The sequence below is a fragment of the Sneathiella sp. genome (assembly GCF_002694385.1).
In the GTDB taxonomy this organism is placed as follows: domain Bacteria; phylum Pseudomonadota; class Alphaproteobacteria; order Sneathiellales; family Sneathiellaceae; genus Sneathiella.
Genome location: NZ_NZMB01000009.1, coordinates 26137 through 43416 on the forward strand (window position 1 = coordinate 26137; position 17280 = coordinate 43416).

Sequence of the window (17280 nt, forward strand, 5' to 3'; positions counted from 1 at the left end):
CTCGCCTGCATCGTTACCGATTTAGCCGGGACTGTCGATAGAGAATTCGAAAATTATAATGCGCGCACTGGTGGTTGGAGCACTGCCTCACTCACGAAAGGCCGCCAGCTTGTCGCGCAGTATGGCGCGGCCCTGTTGCACCCTCTTGCGGACATTGTCATTGGAAATGCCCAGCCGTTGGGCGATATCATCATATTCTTCCCCCTGCACCAGCCGGAGAATGACCGGCGCGCGGAGGCGTTTTGGCAGTTCCGTAATGGCCGCGTGAAGACGCCCGCCCAGTTCCCGGTTGAGCAGCCGCCCCTCCGGCGTCAGCTGGCGTGTTTCCAGCATGGCGAACTCAATCTCGCTGATCTCCTTCACCTTGTCATAGAGATTGCCAAGCCGCCGGTTGGCGCGATGACGGTCGATACAGATATTATGCAGGAGCCGCGCAAACCAGGCCCGCTCGTTACTGATTTGTGCCGCATGGGCGGCGTATTTCTCATAGGCGCGGATGGTGGCATCGGCAAAAGCATCCTCCGCATCGGCGGCGCTGATATTCATCCAGATCATGCTGAGGCGAAAAAGATACTCCTTATGCGTGTTCCACGCCGCCCAGAAATCTTCCGGATCGACGGGTACGCCAGAGACCTCCTCAGGGTCATCCGGTTTCCGCGCCGCTACCGCCTCGGGCGCGGATTGCGCCGGTGCCGCCGGGATGGCCCTGATTTCAGTCTTCAGCGTTGTCAGGGACAGGCTCCGCGGGAAAGGCCCCCCGCGCAGTAGCTCTTTAGAGTTCGCAAAGATTTCAGAATTGGATGAAATATCATGCCGGAGTGGATTCATGGAGATCCCCCTTGAAGATTGGAATTTTCGGAAAAACACAACACTGCAAGGGGAATTTGTGTGATCACCTCCCGCTTGATGCTTCATCATTTGGGCGCAAAAAGAAACTTTTAAAGTGTATTTTTGTATTTTAATTTATCTAATACGAGTGTATGCAGATACAATTAAGTAATAGAAAAAAGCAAATTTCAAATAATAATTAATAATAAATATTATTCAACAGTTGATATTATAAATAATAAATATTATTTTTATAATACTTATAATATAAATAGAGAATTTTAAAATGGAAACCGATATGCCTGATGATCAAATTAAAAATTCTATTATTTCAACTAATGAAATACTTCTGGGAAGCGCAAATGCAAAATCCATGGCGGCGATGTACTTGAATCTTGCCCATGCCGCCGGAATGGCCTCGCAGAACGCAGTTAGCAACCAGCAGCATCTCAATATTCTGGGGGCGGCGGCCGTCGCCACCGGCGCCAGCGGCCTGCTCAGAACCGGTTTCGCGTCGCAGGTGGAAAATCTGACCCCGGCGGAGCGGCTCGATCTGTTGCAGAAGCTGCTGGCGATGACCAATAATAACCAACCCGCCGCCAGCAATGGCGCCGCGCCAGCGGAGGATGGAAAAGCCACGGCTCCCGCCGATGCTGGAAAGGAAACCACAGATGCCGGAAAGGCACCCGCCGCCCCGGCCGCCGGTGATGCAGGATAAGCACGACCTTCGTTAATTTATTACAACCATAGATACCTATTTTATTTTACACTCATTCTTTCAAAATGGATTAATCATATGCCCAGCCCATCCAATTCCGGGGGCGATGCCCCATCCGGTAAAATCGAGGATTCCGCGAAATTCGCCATGGGACTTCTCTATCAATTCGCCGCTCATTCCTCAGGGCTCGCCCTTGAGAATGCGACCGCCAACTCGAACCTGATGAACAGCGTCACCAATTCGGGCGCGGCGGCGCTGACGGCGCTTAAAAACGCCGAGGCCATCTCTATCAGTGCGCAGAAAGCAACCATCGGCGAATCCTACAACGCCCAGACTGCCGCCATTACCCAGGCGCTCAATTCCCAGACGCAAGCCGCCGTCACCAGTCTCAACGCCGTAACGAGTGCGGGCGGCACTGCCCTCGCCGCCCAGACCAGCCAGGACATCGCCGGGATCACCGCTGATGCGGTCGCGGCCACCGCCGTCGCCATGGAAAAGATTGTCAAGCAGATGGGCGGGGCGTAAGCACCTTCTAATCGCCGTCGAAATGACAGGCGGGGCGGCACCCTGACGGCCGCCCCGGCCGTGCGTCGCCCGTCTTTCTTTATGGGGGCACTCTTGCGGCTGCCAAAAACATATTTTCCGCCCTCCGGCCCGCACAGGTAAAGACAAATCCCAGCAAAAAACAACCTCCCCGGCTCGGCCAACCCGCCGATAATATACCTGTGCTGATGCCATTCTGAACACCGTGGCACTGTCTACCCCGATTTCAGCGGTAATGGGGAAAATCGGCTGATTTGCGCCTGTTCGCCCGATGTCTGGCCTAAAATTCGATCCAAGATTGTCCCGTTCAGACGGCCTCTCCCGTCTCGGCGAGGCGAGACGTATCGCATCGGCCCTGCGATTTTTCGCAAAAATCGGGAAGAAATTCTCATTTCCTCTGTCACAGCTTGGCAGAGCCGCCCGTCATCTCGGCATTGAACGGGCCCTGCCGCGTTCAGACACTGACAGGAAAGAATGAGGTAATGCGATGGCAAATGATACACCGGTCAACAGCCAGATCACCGATGCCGTGACACAAACAAACCTGGCCGTCATCGGTGGGGCGCCCGCCCAGTCCATGGGCACAGTCTATCAGATGATGGCGCAGGCGGTCGGTGTCTCCATGCAGAATGCCGTCGCCAACCAGCAGAATATGAACACCATCGACAACGCCATCGTCAGCCAGGGCATCGCCATGCTCTACAGCCTGGACAGCATGAGCGATGCGAAAGCGATGCAGGAGGTCATGTCCGGCAATGCGAATGCCGAAATAGTCTTGGCGCTTAAGGCTATTGTCGCCGAGTTGAAGAAAGCGCAATCCGATCAACAGTCCCAGTCTCAACCATCAGCAAACAAATAGTTTGTTCTGACATTTAAAGGAGAATACCCATGCCAGGGGATACACCAGTCAATGCCCAGATAACCGATGCCGTTACCCAGTCCAACGTCGGTGTTCTGGCCGATGCGCCCGCCGTGGCCATGGCGAATGCCTATCAGGTATTCGCCCAAGTCGTCGGCGCCAGTATGCAGAATGCGGTTTCAAACCAGCAGGGCGCCAATACCATCGACCTTGCCGTGACAACGCAGGGAACGAATGTTCTCTATGCCATGGCAACTGCTGCCGACGCCAAGGCCACCTCCGAAATTCTCGGCGGTAACCCGGTCGCCGAGGCACTGTCTTCACTTCAGGCTGCGTCCCGCGCATTCTGAGCCCCTTTCAACCGATCCTTTCAATAACTGATTATAAAAGGAAATAAACAATGGCGGATAACACCTGGATGAATAGCCAAGTAACAGACGCGGTGACCCAGACCAACGTGAAGGTACTGGGCGATGCCCCCGCAGAATCCATGGGCATGCTCTATCAGATGATGGCCCAGTCTACCGGTATGTCCATGCAGAACATGGTGGCGAACCAGCAGCATAAAAACACCATCGATTCTGCGGTCGTGACCGGTGCGGTCAGCCTGCTTTACACCCTCGATGTGGCGGCGGAAGGCAAGGCAACGCAGGAAATCCTGAGCGGCAACCCGGTCGCCGAGACCATGTCCTCGTTGAAGGCCGTCCTGTCGAGCTTCCGCGAGCCGGGCGGCCCGAACACCCCGCGCTTTAACACGTAAACACAAAAACCGGGGAAGCGGCGTCTTCCCGCTCAGATATGGACTATTGCGCGCCGGGGGCGGCAACCCCGGTCCGGCGCGCAAATTCCGCCTCACCTTAACCAACTGAACAGGATAACCCCATGACAGCGCAAAATAATTCGCAAAATGCGAGATCGGTCAACAGCCAGATCACCGATGCCATTACCCAGACCAACATGATAACCCTCGGCCTTGCGCCCGCGCAATCCATCGGCACGCTGTATCAGACCACGGCACAGGCCGTTGGAACCGCCATGCAAAATGCCGTCGCCAACCAGCAGAATATGTACAGCCTGTCGCTGGCCTCAACCACACAGAATTTGCAGTCCCTGCTCTCGCTCTCCTCGGCAACCGCCTCACGCGGCACATCGAATATCCTGAACCAGCGGCAATTGCCCATTGCGACGGCGTCATATTTCCACCCCGCACCGGCCGCTGCCGTTCATCATACAGCGGCACCAGGCCCCGCCGCCGCACATCCCGCCGCCAAGACGTGAATGCGGAAAGATGTGACAGGCGATCGTTGAATATCACAGCAGGAGAGCGGCAATGCCAACCGATTCATATGTCAACAGCCAGATAACGGGTTCTATCGCCCAGACGAACATGAGTGTGCTCGGCGATGCACCGGCGGAGGCCATGGCCATTCTGTATCAGCAGATGGCCCATACCATTGGCCTCGCGCTACAGAATGTGATCGCTCAACAGCAGCACAGCTATTCCATTCACAACGCCATCACCATCGCCGCCTCGCGCCAGCTTCTCACCACCGATCCGGCGGCGGCCGCCAAAGCCTCGCAAGAACTTCTGGCAGGCAGCTCCATCCCCGAAAATCTCGCCGCGCTACAGGCTGTGGTCAGCGAGCTTGGCAAGAAACAGTGAGACATCCGGCGCAGCAGCAACAGCCACGGAGGAACCCCGGGCAGATATGAGGATCGAGAAAGGTCAGTCGGATGGAACGCAGAACCCATACAGCGCAGGAAATCGGCCTGATCCTCAAGGAACTGGCCGACGGGCGCACCGTGGAGGAGGCCGCGAAACATCACGGCATTTCCCGCGCCACTCTTTATCGCTGGAAAAAACGCGCCGAGCGAACCGGCGAGCAGGAGATCAGTCGCCTCCGGCAGGTGGATGAGGAAAATCGCCGTCTGAAGCATTTATTGGCTGAAGCAGCATTGGAAATTCAGGCGCTGAAAGAACAGCTCAAATCCCGCGGATAACATTTTGCTGCCCTCCGTTGCCTGCGCTCCTCATTCCATCATTGATCCCGCCGCCGATGGCTGTATAAAGGGGGCATGTCGCGTTCCCCTGTCGAGATTCTGAAAGATACTTTTGGCTATCCCGCCTTTCGCGGCCAGCAGGCCGAAATTATCTCCCATGTCATGGCGAAGCGTGATGCCCTGGTGCTGATGCCGACAGGCGGCGGAAAATCTCTCTGCTACCAGATCCCCGCTCTTGCCATGTCCGGCACTGCCATTGTCATTTCACCGCTGATCGCCCTGATGCAAAATCAGGTAGAGGCATTGCAGCAGCTTGGCGTTGCCGCGGCAGCACTCAATTCCAGCCACAGCCCGGAGGAACAGGCGGCGGTGCGCAAACAGCTTCTGGACGGCACATTGAAGCTCCTCTATATCGCACCGGAACGACTTTTTTCGGGTGGCTTTATTGACCTTCTGGGACAGCTCGATATCTCGCTGTTCGCCATTGACGAAGCGCATTGCGTCTCTCAATGGGGACATGATTTCCGTCCCGAATATCTGCGCCTGGCCGTACTTGCAGAAAGTTTTCCAAACATTCCCCGCCTTGCTCTGACCGCCACAGCGGATGCGCCGACGGAAAAAGATATCATCAACCGGCTCGGCCTGTCCTTCGGGGCCGTCTTTCGGGCGGGATTTGACCGTCCCAATATCCGCTACCGCCTTGTCCCGAAAGCAAATGGCATGTCGCAACTCCTTGATTTTATCGGGCGTGAACATGCGACGGACGCGGGCATTGTCTATTGCATGTCGCGGCGTAAAGTTGAGCAGGTGGCGGAGAAAATCGCCGCGAGCGGCCGCATCGCCCTGCCCTATCACGCCGGGCTGGACGCGGAACTGCGCCGGGAAACCCAGTCACGCTTCCTGAAGGAGGAGGCGGTCGTTATCGTCGCCACCATCGCCTTTGGCATGGGGATCGACAAACCGGATGTGCGCTTTGTCGCGCATCTGGATTTGCCGAAAAACATGGAAAGCTATTATCAGGAGACGGGCCGCGCCGGGCGTGATGGTCTGCCCGCCGATGCCTGGCTATCCTATGGTATTCAGGATGTCGCCAAGCTGAAATCACTGATGCGCAATCCGGACAAGACGCTGGCGCAGCAGCAGCTTGATCGCGGCAAGCTGGAAAGCCTGCTGCAATATTGCGAGAGCGCGCTGTGCCGCCGTCACCTGATCCTGAAATATTTTGGAGAAACCCCGCCGGACAGCTGTGGCAATTGCGATAACTGCCTGACACCGCCCGCGCTCTTTGACGGCACGGAAGCCGCGCAGATGGCACTGTCCACCATCTGGCGCAGTGGCGAGAATTTCGGTGCAACACATATCATCGATATCTTGCTCGGCGCCGATACGGACCGGATCCGAAAGTTCGGGCATAGTCAACTCAGCACCTACAGTCTTGGCAAGGATTACAGCCGGCATGAATGGCAATCCATCCTGCGCCAGCTCCTCGCCCTCGGATATATCAATGTGGATGCGGACGGCTATGGCACCTTTTCCCTCGATGAGAGCTGCCGTCCAGTGCTGAAGGGAGAGTGCCGGCTGGAGCTGAAACGTCCGCCCGCCGAAAAGGGCCGCAAGACCGGCACCGCTGACACGCCCCGCCGTTTCGCCAGCAAGGAGGAGGAAGCGCTTTTCAACCTCCTGAAATCCGTTCGCCTTACTCTTGCGAAAGAACAGAATGTCCCACCCTATGTCATATTCCATGACAAGACGCTGATTGAAATGGCGGTGGCTCGGCCGCAAACCCTCACCGCCTTTGGCGAGCTTCAGGGCGTTGGCCGCAGCAAGCTGGAGAAATACGGGCCCGCCTTCCTCAAAGCAATCGATACGCCCGCCCTTTGACGCATTCTGGATCCATGCGGCTCTGTCAGAACTGTTATTCCATGTTTATCCGGCGCGCGGCATGATATAAATTTTATGATATAAACAGATCATATGGCGATCATGCCCCATTGAGATGGTTGCGGAAAATCGCAATGCAGAGAGATATAAGCTCCATGATTTCATTCAAAGAGATACAGGCCACGACGGCGGAAAAGGCAGGCGGAGCAGCCGCCCTTGAAGCCCGCATGCCGGAAATCAAACAGGCGGACGAGCTTCGCAGCATATCGGCTGATCGGTATTTTTCGGAAATGAGCTTCCGGATTTTTTCAAGCGGCCTCAACACCGCCATGGTGAAGGGCAAATGGCCCGCGTTCGAGGACGCCTTTCATGGTTTCATCCCCGCCAAAGTCGCCTTTATGAGTGAGGATGACATCGCGTCCCTGATGGAAAATGGCGCGATCATCCGCCATCTCGGTAAAATCCGCGCGACCCATCACAATGCCGCCGCCATGCTGGAAGTGGAAAAGCAATATGGCAGCTTCGGCGCCTATGTCGCCGACTGGCCGCGCGAGGATATTGCCGGGTTATATGCCGACCTGACGAAGCGTTTCAAACAGCTCGGTGGTAATAGCGGCCCCTACTTCCTGCGTATGATGGGAAAAGACGGCTATATCCTCACCAAAGATGTCATAAGCGCCCTCAACCAGCTCGGCGTGGCGGAAGGCAAGCTTACCTCCAAGAAGGATCAAGCCATTGTGCAGGAGGCCTTCAACCGCTGGCATGCCGAAAGCAATGCTCCCTATGCCTATATAAGCCGCACTCTCGCCGCCTGGACGGGCTGACAGCAGAATTTCAATAACTCACGAAGAACGGGCAGGAAATGCCCGCCTGGCACCCTCAAGAACACAATAGAGAAAGCACCATGTCCAAACCTCTTGACGGCATCCTCGTCATCTCCCTCGAACAGGCGGTTGCCGCCCCATATCTCTCCAGCCGACTGGCCGACGCGGGCGCCCGCGTCATCAAGATTGAACGGCCAGAGGGTGACTTCGCCCGCGCCTATGACGATGTGGTCAACGGCCAGAGCAGCTATTTCGTCTGGCTGAACCGGGGCAAGGAATCCATCCAGCTCGACATCAAGCAGGAGGAGGATCTGGCACTGCTGAAAAACATGATCGCCAAGGCAGATGTGTTTATCCAGAATCTCGCGCCCGGCGCGGTCGGCCGCTATGGCCTTGATTGCGAAACATTGCGCATCGCCCATCCGCGGCTGATTACCGTCGATATCTCCGGATATGGAGAGGACGGTCCCTACGCCAAAATGAAGGCCTACGACATGCTGGTCCAGAGTGAAACAGGCCTTGCCACCATCACCGGCACACCGGAAGGACCCGGCCGCGTTGGTGTCTCCGTCTGTGATATTGCCGCCGGAATGCACGGGCTTGTCGGCGTGCTGGAAGCTCTCTATGAGCGGGACCGCACCGGCAAGGGCCGCGCCGTTAAATCAACCCTGTTCGCCGGCATGGCGGACTGGATGGCGGTGCCGCTGCTGCATCATGACTATGGCGGGAAGGCGCCCGGCCGCGTCGGCCTGTCCCACCCTTCCATCGCGCCCTATGAAGCCTATGAAACACTGGATGGACCGGTTGTCATCTCCATCCAGAACCAGACGGAATGGCGTAATCTCTGTGAGCATGGCCTTGGCAACGCGGCCCTTGCCGATGACCCGCGCTTCAAGACCAATATTCTCCGCGTCGAAAATCGGGCGGCTCTCAATGAGGTGATCAATGCCGTGTTCGGCAGCCTTTCGCGAGAAGAAGTCGTGAAGCGCCTAATGGCCGGCCGGATCGCATTCGGATCGCTCAACTCCGTCGCCGATCTGTCGGAACACCCGCAACTTGAGCGCATCACCACAGACAGCCCGTCAGGCCCCGTCTCCGTCCCCGCCTCCGCGATTATGTTTGCAGGTGAGGCGCAGGAATATGGCGCGATCCCGGCCCTTGGAGAGCACAACGATGCTCTCAGAAAGGAATTTGCCGGATAAATGGCGAGCGAGCGGATTGAACGGCTGGAGGAGAAATACGGCGCAGCCTATAAATGGTTCGCCGTTTTTGCGGTGATTATCGGCCTGCTGGCGGCGATTTTCTCCTCCACCATGATCAATGTCGCGCTCACCAATATCATGGCGGACTACAGCATCACGCAAGCCTCGGCGCAGTGGATGTCCACCGGTTTTCTGTGCGCTAATGCGGTCTGTATGCTGACCTCTGCCTGGCTGCTGCAGAATATCGGCGCGCGCAAGACACTGCTGTTCGCCTCGGCCCTGTTTTTCACCGGCTGCATGATCGGTCAGTTCGCTCCGGCCTTCAACCTGCTGATCTTCGCCCGGGTTTTGCAGGGTGCGGGCGCCGGGATCATCCAGCCGCTGTCCATGGCGCTTGTCTTTATGTTGTTTCCTGAAAACCGGCGCGGATCGGCGCTTGGCATGTTCAGCATGGTGATCGTTCTCGGCCCCGCTATAGGTCCAACCATCGGCGGTGTCATCACCGACAGCCTCGACTGGCATTTCACCTTTACGGCGGCGCTACCCCTCTCCCTCTGTGCGGCGATCATGGGCTGGATATTCCTGCCCGGTCGGGAAGACGCGCCAGGCACCGGGCCGTTCAATTTGATCAGCTTTCTGTTGATTGCGCTGACCGTCGGCACGCTCCTGACCGGCCTTTCCAACAGCCAGTTTCATTCCGTCACGGACTGGCAGGTGATTGTCTTCCTGGCCATCGCGCTTGTCGCTTTCGCGCTGTTTTTAAGCCGGGAGCTGCGCAGCAGAACGCCGCTGCTGCATCTCGCCATGTTCCGTAACCCGAAATTCGTCTCGGCAGTGATCATCGGCGCGATTACCAGTGCGGGCATGTTTTCCAGCATCTATATGATTCCCCTGTTCGCTCGGACCGTGCAGATGAGCGACGCCACCCATGCCGGGCTTCTGCTGCTGCCAGGCGGGCTCGCCCTCGCCGTTGTCTCACCCATCGCCGGGCGGCTGGTTGATCTGATGCCGACGCACCGCCTGCTGCTGGTCGGCGTTACGCTGTTTGTCATTGCCGCCTATGCCCTGACCCATGCGGAACAGACCAGTTCATATCTGATGATTGCCGGATGGGTGCTGCTGAGCCGGGTCGCGCTCGGCTTTATCCTGCCCTCCAACAGCACGCTCGGCCTCTCCAGCGTCGATACACAGCGGGTGCCGCAGGCGAGCGGCGCGCTCAATTTCTGCCGCATGCTGGGCGGGACTATCGGCGTCAATATCATCGCCCTGCTGATTACGGCTCATTCCGTCCGTTACCAAAATGAAATGATTGATCTCAACAACGGCGCGCCGCTCTCTCCCTCGCAATCTGTTGAGGCCATGACCCTGACTTTCCAGGATTGCTTTATGATCGCCTGCGTCTTTATTGCGCTGGCCCTCATTCCGGTACTGTATGTCACTTTTACCGCGCCGAAGCGGACAAAGAAAAACCCCGCAGACTGATCCGCGGGGTTTCCGGTTTTAATTAAAGCTCAGGATCAGAGGTCCTTGAAGCCCTTCTTTTCTTTCGCCAGCTTTTCCAGCAACGGCGCAGGCGTCCATTCCTCCCCGCCGAGCGCCGACTTGAAGCGCAGCATATCGTTATAGATATTCTCAACGCCGATATGATCGGCATAACGGGTCGGACCGCCGCGGTAGATCGGCCAGCCATAACCATAAACCCAGATCACATCAATATCGCTGGCGCGTGTCGCCATCCCCTCTTCGAGGATTTTCGCCGCTTCATTGATCATCGGGTAGATGCAGCGTTTGAGGATTTCCTCATCCGTGATCTTGCGGCGTGTGACGCCTGCCTCTTTCGCGGCCTTTTCGATGATTTCCTCCACCACCGGATCAGGCTGCGGCGTGCGGCTGCCCGCTTCATAGCGATAGTAACCGGCCCCGGTCTTCTGACCGAAACGACCGAGTTCACAGATAGCGTCGGCAACCGGGCTTTTCACGCCCTTGCCCTGACGGATGCGCCAGCTGACGTCATTGCCCGCCAGATCGCCCATGGCGAACGGTCCCATGGGGAAGCCGAAGTCATAGAGAACACGGTCCACATCTTCGATCTTCGCGCCTTCCAGGATCAGCTTCTGTGCCTGATCCGTCCGTTTGGCGAGCATCCGGTTGCCGGTAAAACCCTCACAGACGCGGACCATGACCGGCACCTTACCGATTTTCTTGGCGAGCGCCATACAGGTCGCCATGACGGACGCGCTGGTTTTCTGCGTCCGCACTTCCTCCAGCAGCTTCATGACATTGGCCGGGCTGAAAAAATGCAGCCCGATGACATATTCCGGCCGTGTCGTCGCTGCACCGATCTCGTCGATATCGAGGGTCGAGGTATTGGTTGCGAGAATGGCGCCCTGCTTGCAGATCTTGTCGAGCTTGCCGAAGATCTCCTTCTTCACCTCCATATTCTCGAAAATTGCCTCGATAACAATATCCACATCCTTGATATCCTCAAGCTGTGTGGTGCCCGTCAGCAGGGACAGGTATTTGTCCATTTTCTCCTGCGAAAGACGGCCTTTGGAGACAGTTGCGGCATAGTTCTTCTTGATGATCTCGATACCGCGATCCAAGGCCTCCTGGCTGGTCTCAACGATGATCACCGGGATGCCCGCCTGCAGGAAATTCATGGCAATGCCGCCGCCCATGGTGCCCGCGCCAATCACGCCCGCGGACTTGATGTCGATGAGCGGAGTGTCTTTCGGCACATCCGGAATTTTAGCCGCCTGCCGTTCGGAGAAGAAGAAATACTGCTGCGCCTTCGCCTGTTCCCCCGCGAGCAATTCGGAAAACAGCTCCCGCTCGCGCACCAGCCCTTCATCGAAAGGCAGGTTGACCGCCGCCTCGATCGACTTGATGCAGTTCTCCGGCGCTTCGAAGCCGCGGAACCGGCGAGCATTCTTTTTACGGAACTCATCGAACAGCCCCGGAGTTTTCTTCGCTTCTTCGATCTTGTCATTCTGATCGCTGATTTTTACTAGCGGGCGCCCTTCCGCCACTATCTTTTTGGCAAAAGCAATCGCCCCGTCCACAAGATCACCGTCGACCAGCTCATCAATCAGGCCGAGCTTATGGGCTTTCGGCGCCGGCACATGCTCCCCGGATGTAATCAGATCAAGCGCGATGGGCACACCAACCACGCGTGGCAACCGCTGTGTGCCTCCGGCCCCCGGCAGAAGGCCCAGCTTCACTTCCGGCAGGCCGACCTTGGCCGAGGCGACCGCAACGCGGTAATGACAGCCAAGCGCCGTTTCCAGACCACCGCCGAGGGCTGTCCCGTGAATGGCGGCAATCACTGGCTTGTTGGACGCTTCGATAATGCCGATCACCTCTTTCAGCCCGGGCTCCGTCGGCGGCTTGCCGAATTCGGTTATATCGGCGCCCGCGATAAAGGTGCGCCCGGCGCAAGTGAGGACGATGGCGGAGACATTGTTGTCCGCAACCCCGGCCTCAATCCCGCCCTTGATCCCGGCGCGCACGCCCTGGCTGAGCGCATTGACCGGCGGACTGTCAATGGTGACAACGCCGACGCCATCCCTTGCTTCATACGACACCAGATCGTTGATTGCAGTCATCTTTCTAAATCCTTCCAAGCATTTAAGTTACTTTATTGATATTTTTTGGCAGTTCGTCACCGTGTCGGATCATCCGACACCTGCACCAGCAGCTTGCCAAAATTCTTGCCTTGCAACAGCCCGATGAACGCCTCCGGCGCATTTTCAAGGCCTTTCACGATATCTTCGCGGTACTTCAGCTTACCGTCCCTGATCCAGCCGCTGACATCTTTCAAAAACGCGGGCAGATGATGGAAATGATAGGAGATGATGAACCCCTGTATCAGAATGCGGTGGGTCAACACCGCCCGCATCAGCGCGGGAAGCATGTTTGTCCCCTGCGGCAGATCCGTCATGTTATATTGCGAGATGAGACCGCAGACGGGCATGCGGCTGTCGTCATTGAGGAGCGGCAGAACCGCCTCAAACACCTTACCGCCGACATTCTCGAAATAAACATCAATCCCCTTCGGGCAGGCTTTGGCAAGCTGCGCCGGGAAATCCGCATCCTTATAGTTGAGACAGGCGTCAAACCCCAGCTCCTTCACCACGAAATCGCATTTCTCTGCTGATCCGGCAATACCGATGGCACGACATCCCTTGATGCGGGCAATCTGGCCGACAACACCGCCAACCGCGCCGGAGGCGGCCGCGACCACCACGGTTTCCCCAGCCTGTGGCTTGCCGATTTCCAGCAGCCCGTAATAGGCGGTAAGTCCCGGCATACCAAGAACACCAACACCTGTCGAGATCGGAGCGCTGGCGGGGTCGAGTTTCATCACGCCCGTTCCGTCAGACAGGCAATAGCTCTGCCAGCCGGTCGCGCACATGACATAATCGCCGGTTTTGAATTTGTCATTGTTCGATGCCTCGACAACGCCGACGCCGCCGCCCACCATAGGCTCGCCCAGTTCGGCGTTGGCGGCATATGTCTTCTCTGCCCCCATGCGCCCCCGCATATAGGGATCAAGGGACATATAAATGACCTTCACACGGAACTGGCCCGGTCCCGGTTCGGGTAGCGGTGTTTCCACCAGCTTGAAATTATCCGGCGTGGGTTCTCCCACGGGACGGGATTTAAGTAGAATCTGCCTGTTTGTAACGGTCATGACATTCTCTCCCCTGATTTGTCAGCGCAGCAGCAGAATGCCGTCTGCGCCTTGCACCCTGTATAATTCCTCCACCAGATCAGCACGATTGGCAAGGACAGCCCCCTGATTGATATATTGTTTATCCGTTATCTCATTTTTATCCACCGACAGCGGCGCCGCCATGACAAGCGCCCGCCCAACCCGTCGGCTGGGGGCTGAATTTTCCTGATTATAGACATCCAGCTTTTCCTGAACAGCCTTGATCAGGATCGCATCGACAATCTTTTTGCCATCCTCCGAAACCGCGTCTGTGGCGGCAAGGCGTTTCTGCACGGCCTCCGTCAGCAGGATCAGAATACCAATCTCATCCCGGTTATGACCGGCAATGACAATATCCCGCACCAGCGGATCAAGCGCGTCGATCAGCTCCAGGCGGAGCGGCCCGGTGCTCACCCAGGTGCCGTTAAGCAACTTGAAGTCCTCCGCCACCCGGCCATCAAAAATCATTCCCGCCGCCGGATTTTCCGGATCAACCCAGCGGACTGCATCACCGATACAGTAATAGCCTTCGTCATCAAAATACTGCGCGGTCAGATCAGGCCGCTTATAGTATCCTGTCAATACATTCGGGCCCTTGATGCGGATTTCCAGCTTCTCGCCCACGGGCAGGATTTTCACCTCGACCCCCGGCGTTGGCAGACCGATCAACCCAACCCGCTCCGTGTTCCAGTGAACGGCCGTGCCGCTGCCGGTTGTTTCCGTGGAGCCCCAACCCGTCCCGAACGCCGTGCGCAACCCCGTATGGCGAATGGATAACTGCTGCATGCGTTCAAACATTTCCTGGGACAAGGCCGCGCCGCCATATTGACACAGTCGGACACTGCCAAAAAACTTCCGTGCCAGATCGTCATCCTGCTCCAGCCGGTCCGCAAGGTAACTATAGGCCGCGGGCACCGTACTGAAGCGCGAGGGTTGCACCCTGCCAAGATTTTCGATTGTCCGTTCGAATAATCCCGGTACAGGCTTGCCGTCATCCATGTAAAGCGTGCCGCACTGACGGGCGATGGTAAAGAAATTAACCGTTCCGCCATAAGTGTGATGCCAGGGCAGCCAGCACAGAATGCGCGCCGGATCATTGACCGGATCGGCGGGTTCGCCAATCAGCTCAAGGGTTTTTTGCGCCGCGCAGAGCATCCGGTGCGTATTAGGCACCGCCTTCGGCAATCCGGTCGAGCCGGAAGTGAAGAGAATCATCGCCAGTGTTTCACCGGTCACCGCATCATAAGCGGCATCCACCGCCGTCCGATCAATTGGACCCAGCAATTCCTCATAGCGGCGGCCGCCATGAATTTCCCCTGAGACTGTCACGACGTCAATATCGTCAAGATCCAGAGATGACAGCGCCGCTGCATAAAGATTTCCGTCATCAGCGAAAATCATACCGGGCGTCGTCAATTCCACGGCATATTGCAATTTTGAAAAGTCGCTCCCCAGCAGCGAATAGGAGGGGGAAACGGCCGTTACAGGAATACCCGCCTGCACTCCCGCCAGCTTCAATGCTGCATGTGCGAAACTATTTCCCGACAAAATCATTACCTGTTTGTCGGGGCCATAACCACGGGACAGCAGATAACTGCTGATCCGTTCCGCCTGTTGCAGGATATCGCGATAGGAAAACTCAGCCCACTTATCGTCCGGCGAGCAGCGGACGAGATAAGGCCGGTCCGGAAATTCGTTGGCCGCGCGCCGGTAATAGGAAGCGATATTCGTTTCAATATCTCCGATCGGCGTTCGGCTTTTAAGCCGCCAACTCCCGTCATTGTTGTTTATAACCGCAATGTCCGGCAAGGGCCGATTTAACGGCCGGAAAGCTATCTCTGATGGCATAGGCGGAACAAACCCCGTTTTTTTTGTTCTATTTTATGCTGCGGACTGTTATTGTGATGATATTGACAAATTGTTGTAACAATTGCCAGTAGTAGAGGCGAAAAAATAAAAAATAATAAGGTGGGAAACGCATGACCGAACCAGCGGATCTTGCGGTTGCAACAGACAGAGCCAGCAAGAGAAAAGAAGAAAAGCGGCAGCGGTTGCTTGCCGCAGCCAAAAAGCTTTTCATTATAAATGGATATCACGAAACCAGACCGCAAGACATCGCCCGGGAAGCGGATGTCGCGCATGGCACATTCTATAGCCATTTCACGGACAAACGGGAAATTTTTCTCGCTTTCGCTGATTCCGCATTGGAAGATATGATCACCTATGTCTACCCCCGTATCCCAAAGGTTGAGACATTTGAGGATTATATCCGCTTCAGCCTGATCGCCATTCAGGAATTTTCGGAGCAGAATCCGGGGCTGTTACGTTCCGCCCTGATCGACACGCGCATTCTTGACCCGAAAGACACCAGCACCAAGGAAATCCGCAATCGTTTCGCAACCGGATTTATCAGCCGCCTGCGGGATGCCAAGCTGAAAGGGGAGCTGTATGAGGATGTCGAGCCTGAACTGATCGGCCATGCCATGATCGGCCTGATCCAGACGTCTGCCCCGACCGCCTATCGCATGGGGAAAAGCCGTCAGGAATATGTTGATCACATGATCCGTTTTCTGACACGCGCCCTTGTCAAGGAACCGAAAAACCTGTTGTAAGCGCTGACCGGATGCTGTTAGCCCCACGGACCACGCGACGGATCGGAAGCCGAGGAGCCATCATCCCCATCCGTATAGGGGGTAGAACCACGTGAGGAACGGGGGCGCGGCGACATATGTTGTTTCCGCTTATCCCGGCTTTGCTTAACCGGCCCGGAACGCCCACCACCGCCCGGCATCACACTGCGGGCCATATCCATCAGTTTTGCGACGCGGTTTGCCGTTGCCGGATGGGTGGAAAATAAATTGTCCGCCCGCGCACCATGAAGCGGGTTGATGATAAACAGGCTGGCCGAGGCCGGATTGCGCTCCGCCTCCCTGTTCTCAATACCGCGCGCCGAGCGCTCCAGTTTCTGCAATGCAGATGCCAGCCATTCGGGGTTGCCGCATATCTCTGCGCCCGTATGATCGGCCGAGTATTCGCGTGTCCGGCTGATGGCCATCTGCACCAGCATGGCACCGAGCGGGGCAAGAATCATGATGGCGAGTGTGCCGATAATTCCCATTCGGTTATCCCGGTCGCCCCCGCCGAAGAAGAGGGCGAAATTGGCGAGCATGCTGATCGCCCCGGCCAATGTCGCCGTCACCGTCATTGTCAGGGTATCGCGGTTCTTGATATGCGCCAGCTCATGGGCGATGACACCCGCAAGTTCCTCACGAGAGAGAATTTTGAGGATTCCTTGTGTCACCGCAACTGCTGCATTTTCGGGATTTCGCCCCGTCGCGAAGGCATTGGGCTGCGGATTATCCATGATGTAAACTTTCGGCATCGGCAGATTGGCACGCCCGGCAAGCTCGGCGACAAGGCCGACAATCTCCGGAGCCTCTTGCCGGGTTATCTGCCGCGCCCCATACATACGCAGCACCATCTTGTCCGAATTCCAATAGGCGAAGCCATTCATGGCTATGGCGATGACAAGCGCAATCACCATACCCGACGTTCCGCCGATCAAAAATCCGACCGCGAGAAACAGGCCCGTAATGGCGGCAATCAGCAATCCCGTCTTGAAATAGTTCATTTCATACCCCGCAACCAGATACATACCTTATGTATGAAAATTGCGGTGGATATCAAGCAAACAGAGCAGATATTGTATC

General features: G+C 56.6%; 18 protein-coding genes. 13 read left to right on the plus strand and 5 right to left on the minus strand.

All coding sequences use genetic code 11. The annotated features are described in order from the left end of the window. Positions 1-87: 87 nt before the first annotated feature. Positions 88-828 carry an RNA polymerase sigma factor gene (locus CMN55_RS03910; protein WP_293948228.1) on the minus strand — a complete coding sequence of 247 codons (741 nt, stop codon included), beginning with the start codon at positions 826-828 and terminating at the stop codon, positions 88-90. Positions 829-1126: 298 nt separating this feature from the next. On the opposite strand from CMN55_RS03910, the gene CMN55_RS03915 reads away from it, so the two are divergent. The 12 genes from CMN55_RS03915 (at position 1127) to CMN55_RS03970 (ending at position 10338) form a co-directional block, all read left to right on the plus strand. Next, a complete protein-coding gene (locus CMN55_RS03915; protein WP_293948229.1) occupies positions 1127-1546 on the plus strand; it encodes a RebB family R body protein in 420 nt (139 codons plus the stop codon). A 78-nt stretch (positions 1547-1624) separates the two neighbouring features. After that, a complete protein-coding gene (locus CMN55_RS03920) occupies positions 1625-2071 on the plus strand; it encodes a RebB family R body protein (RefSeq protein WP_293948230.1) in 447 nt (148 codons plus the stop codon). A gap of 505 nt (positions 2072-2576) precedes the next feature. Then, a complete protein-coding gene (locus tag CMN55_RS03925; RefSeq protein WP_293948231.1) occupies positions 2577-2948 on the plus strand; it encodes a RebB family R body protein in 372 nt (123 codons plus the stop codon). Positions 2949-2977: 29 nt separating this feature from the next. Continuing rightward, complete coding sequence (locus tag CMN55_RS03930) at positions 2978-3298, plus strand: RebB family R body protein (protein ID WP_293948232.1); 321 nt, start codon at positions 2978-2980, stop codon at positions 3296-3298. Between the two features lie 68 nt (positions 3299-3366). Beyond that, entirely contained in the window at positions 3367-3708 is a 342-nt protein-coding gene (locus tag CMN55_RS03935) for a RebB family R body protein (protein WP_293948233.1), read from the plus strand. Between the two features lie 122 nt (positions 3709-3830). Continuing rightward, the gene (locus CMN55_RS03940; RefSeq protein WP_293948234.1) at positions 3831-4226 is read left to right on the plus strand and encodes a RebB family R body protein; all 396 of its coding nucleotides are present in this window, start codon (positions 3831-3833) and stop codon (positions 4224-4226) included. A gap of 52 nt (positions 4227-4278) precedes the next feature. Beyond that, a complete protein-coding gene (locus CMN55_RS03945; RefSeq protein ID WP_293948235.1) occupies positions 4279-4611 on the plus strand; it encodes a RebB family R body protein in 333 nt (110 codons plus the stop codon). A 71-nt stretch (positions 4612-4682) separates the two neighbouring features. Then, positions 4683-4949 carry a transposase gene (locus CMN55_RS03950; RefSeq protein ID WP_293948236.1) on the plus strand — a complete coding sequence of 89 codons (267 nt, stop codon included), beginning with the start codon at positions 4683-4685 and terminating at the stop codon, positions 4947-4949. A gap of 75 nt (positions 4950-5024) precedes the next feature. After that, entirely contained in the window at positions 5025-6830 is a 1806-nt protein-coding gene (gene recQ / locus CMN55_RS03955; protein ID WP_293948237.1) for a DNA helicase RecQ, read from the plus strand. 155 nt (positions 6831-6985) lie between these two features. Continuing rightward, on the plus strand, positions 6986-7654 hold the full coding sequence (locus CMN55_RS03960; protein WP_293948238.1) for a DNA-3-methyladenine glycosylase I: 669 nt from the start codon (positions 6986-6988) through the stop codon (positions 7652-7654). Positions 7655-7734: 80 nt separating this feature from the next. Continuing rightward, the gene (locus CMN55_RS03965; RefSeq protein WP_293948239.1) at positions 7735-8856 is read left to right on the plus strand and encodes a CaiB/BaiF CoA transferase family protein; all 1122 of its coding nucleotides are present in this window, start codon (positions 7735-7737) and stop codon (positions 8854-8856) included. After that, positions 8857-10338 carry a DHA2 family efflux MFS transporter permease subunit gene (locus CMN55_RS03970; RefSeq protein WP_293948240.1) on the plus strand — a complete coding sequence of 494 codons (1482 nt, stop codon included), beginning with the start codon at positions 8857-8859 and terminating at the stop codon, positions 10336-10338. Between the two features lie 35 nt (positions 10339-10373). On the opposite strand, the gene CMN55_RS03975 is transcribed toward CMN55_RS03970, so the two are convergent. From CMN55_RS03975 to CMN55_RS03985, 3 genes are read right to left on the minus strand one after another with little or no spacing between them, the layout of a single operon-like run. Continuing rightward, positions 10374-12461 (minus strand): 3-hydroxyacyl-CoA dehydrogenase NAD-binding domain-containing protein, encoded by a 2088-nt coding sequence (locus CMN55_RS03975; protein WP_293948241.1) that lies wholly within the window; start codon positions 12459-12461, stop codon positions 10374-10376. A gap of 56 nt (positions 12462-12517) precedes the next feature. Then, positions 12518-13549, minus strand: coding sequence for an NADP-dependent oxidoreductase (locus tag CMN55_RS03980; protein WP_293948242.1), 1032 nt, complete (start codon positions 13547-13549; stop codon positions 12518-12520). Between the two features lie 21 nt (positions 13550-13570). Next, positions 13571-15379: an AMP-binding protein gene (locus CMN55_RS03985; protein ID WP_293948243.1), complete on the minus strand. Its 1809-nt coding sequence runs from the start codon at positions 15377-15379 to the stop codon at positions 13571-13573. Between the two features lie 170 nt (positions 15380-15549). Between CMN55_RS03985 and CMN55_RS03990 the strand changes: the two genes are divergently transcribed. After that, on the plus strand, positions 15550-16182 hold the full coding sequence (locus CMN55_RS03990; RefSeq protein WP_293948244.1) for a TetR/AcrR family transcriptional regulator: 633 nt from the start codon (positions 15550-15552) through the stop codon (positions 16180-16182). A 17-nt stretch (positions 16183-16199) separates the two neighbouring features. Here CMN55_RS03990 and htpX read toward each other — a convergent pair whose 3' ends face one another. Further along, entirely contained in the window at positions 16200-17201 is a 1002-nt protein-coding gene (gene htpX, locus CMN55_RS03995; RefSeq protein WP_293948245.1) for a zinc metalloprotease HtpX, read from the minus strand. Positions 17202-17280 lie beyond the last annotated feature (79 nt).

Coding starts and splice junctions, on each gene's coding strand:
- CMN55_RS03910 (WP_293948228.1), bottom strand. CDS start 828: ATGAATCCACTCCGGCATGATATTTCATCCAATTCTGAAATCTTTGCG.
- CMN55_RS03915 (WP_293948229.1), top strand. CDS start 1,127: ATGCCTGATGATCAAATTAAAAATTCTATTATTTCAACTAATGAAATA.
- CMN55_RS03920 (WP_293948230.1), top strand. CDS start 1,625: ATGCCCAGCCCATCCAATTCCGGGGGCGATGCCCCATCCGGTAAAATC.
- CMN55_RS03925 (WP_293948231.1), top strand. CDS start 2,577: ATGGCAAATGATACACCGGTCAACAGCCAGATCACCGATGCCGTGACA.
- CMN55_RS03930 (WP_293948232.1), top strand. CDS start 2,978: ATGCCAGGGGATACACCAGTCAATGCCCAGATAACCGATGCCGTTACC.
- CMN55_RS03935 (WP_293948233.1), top strand. CDS start 3,367: ATGAATAGCCAAGTAACAGACGCGGTGACCCAGACCAACGTGAAGGTA.
- CMN55_RS03940 (WP_293948234.1), top strand. CDS start 3,831: ATGACAGCGCAAAATAATTCGCAAAATGCGAGATCGGTCAACAGCCAG.
- CMN55_RS03945 (WP_293948235.1), top strand. CDS start 4,279: ATGCCAACCGATTCATATGTCAACAGCCAGATAACGGGTTCTATCGCC.
- CMN55_RS03950 (WP_293948236.1), top strand. CDS start 4,683: ATGGAACGCAGAACCCATACAGCGCAGGAAATCGGCCTGATCCTCAAG.
- recQ (WP_293948237.1), top strand. CDS start 5,025: ATGTCGCGTTCCCCTGTCGAGATTCTGAAAGATACTTTTGGCTATCCC.
- CMN55_RS03960 (WP_293948238.1), top strand. CDS start 6,986: ATGATTTCATTCAAAGAGATACAGGCCACGACGGCGGAAAAGGCAGGC.
- CMN55_RS03965 (WP_293948239.1), top strand. CDS start 7,735: ATGTCCAAACCTCTTGACGGCATCCTCGTCATCTCCCTCGAACAGGCG.
- CMN55_RS03970 (WP_293948240.1), top strand. CDS start 8,857: ATGGCGAGCGAGCGGATTGAACGGCTGGAGGAGAAATACGGCGCAGCC.
- CMN55_RS03975 (WP_293948241.1), bottom strand. CDS start 12,461: ATGACTGCAATCAACGATCTGGTGTCGTATGAAGCAAGGGATGGCGTC.
- CMN55_RS03980 (WP_293948242.1), bottom strand. CDS start 13,549: ATGACCGTTACAAACAGGCAGATTCTACTTAAATCCCGTCCCGTGGGA.
- CMN55_RS03990 (WP_293948244.1), top strand. CDS start 15,550: ATGACCGAACCAGCGGATCTTGCGGTTGCAACAGACAGAGCCAGCAAG.
- htpX (WP_293948245.1), bottom strand. CDS start 17,201: ATGAACTATTTCAAGACGGGATTGCTGATTGCCGCCATTACGGGCCTG.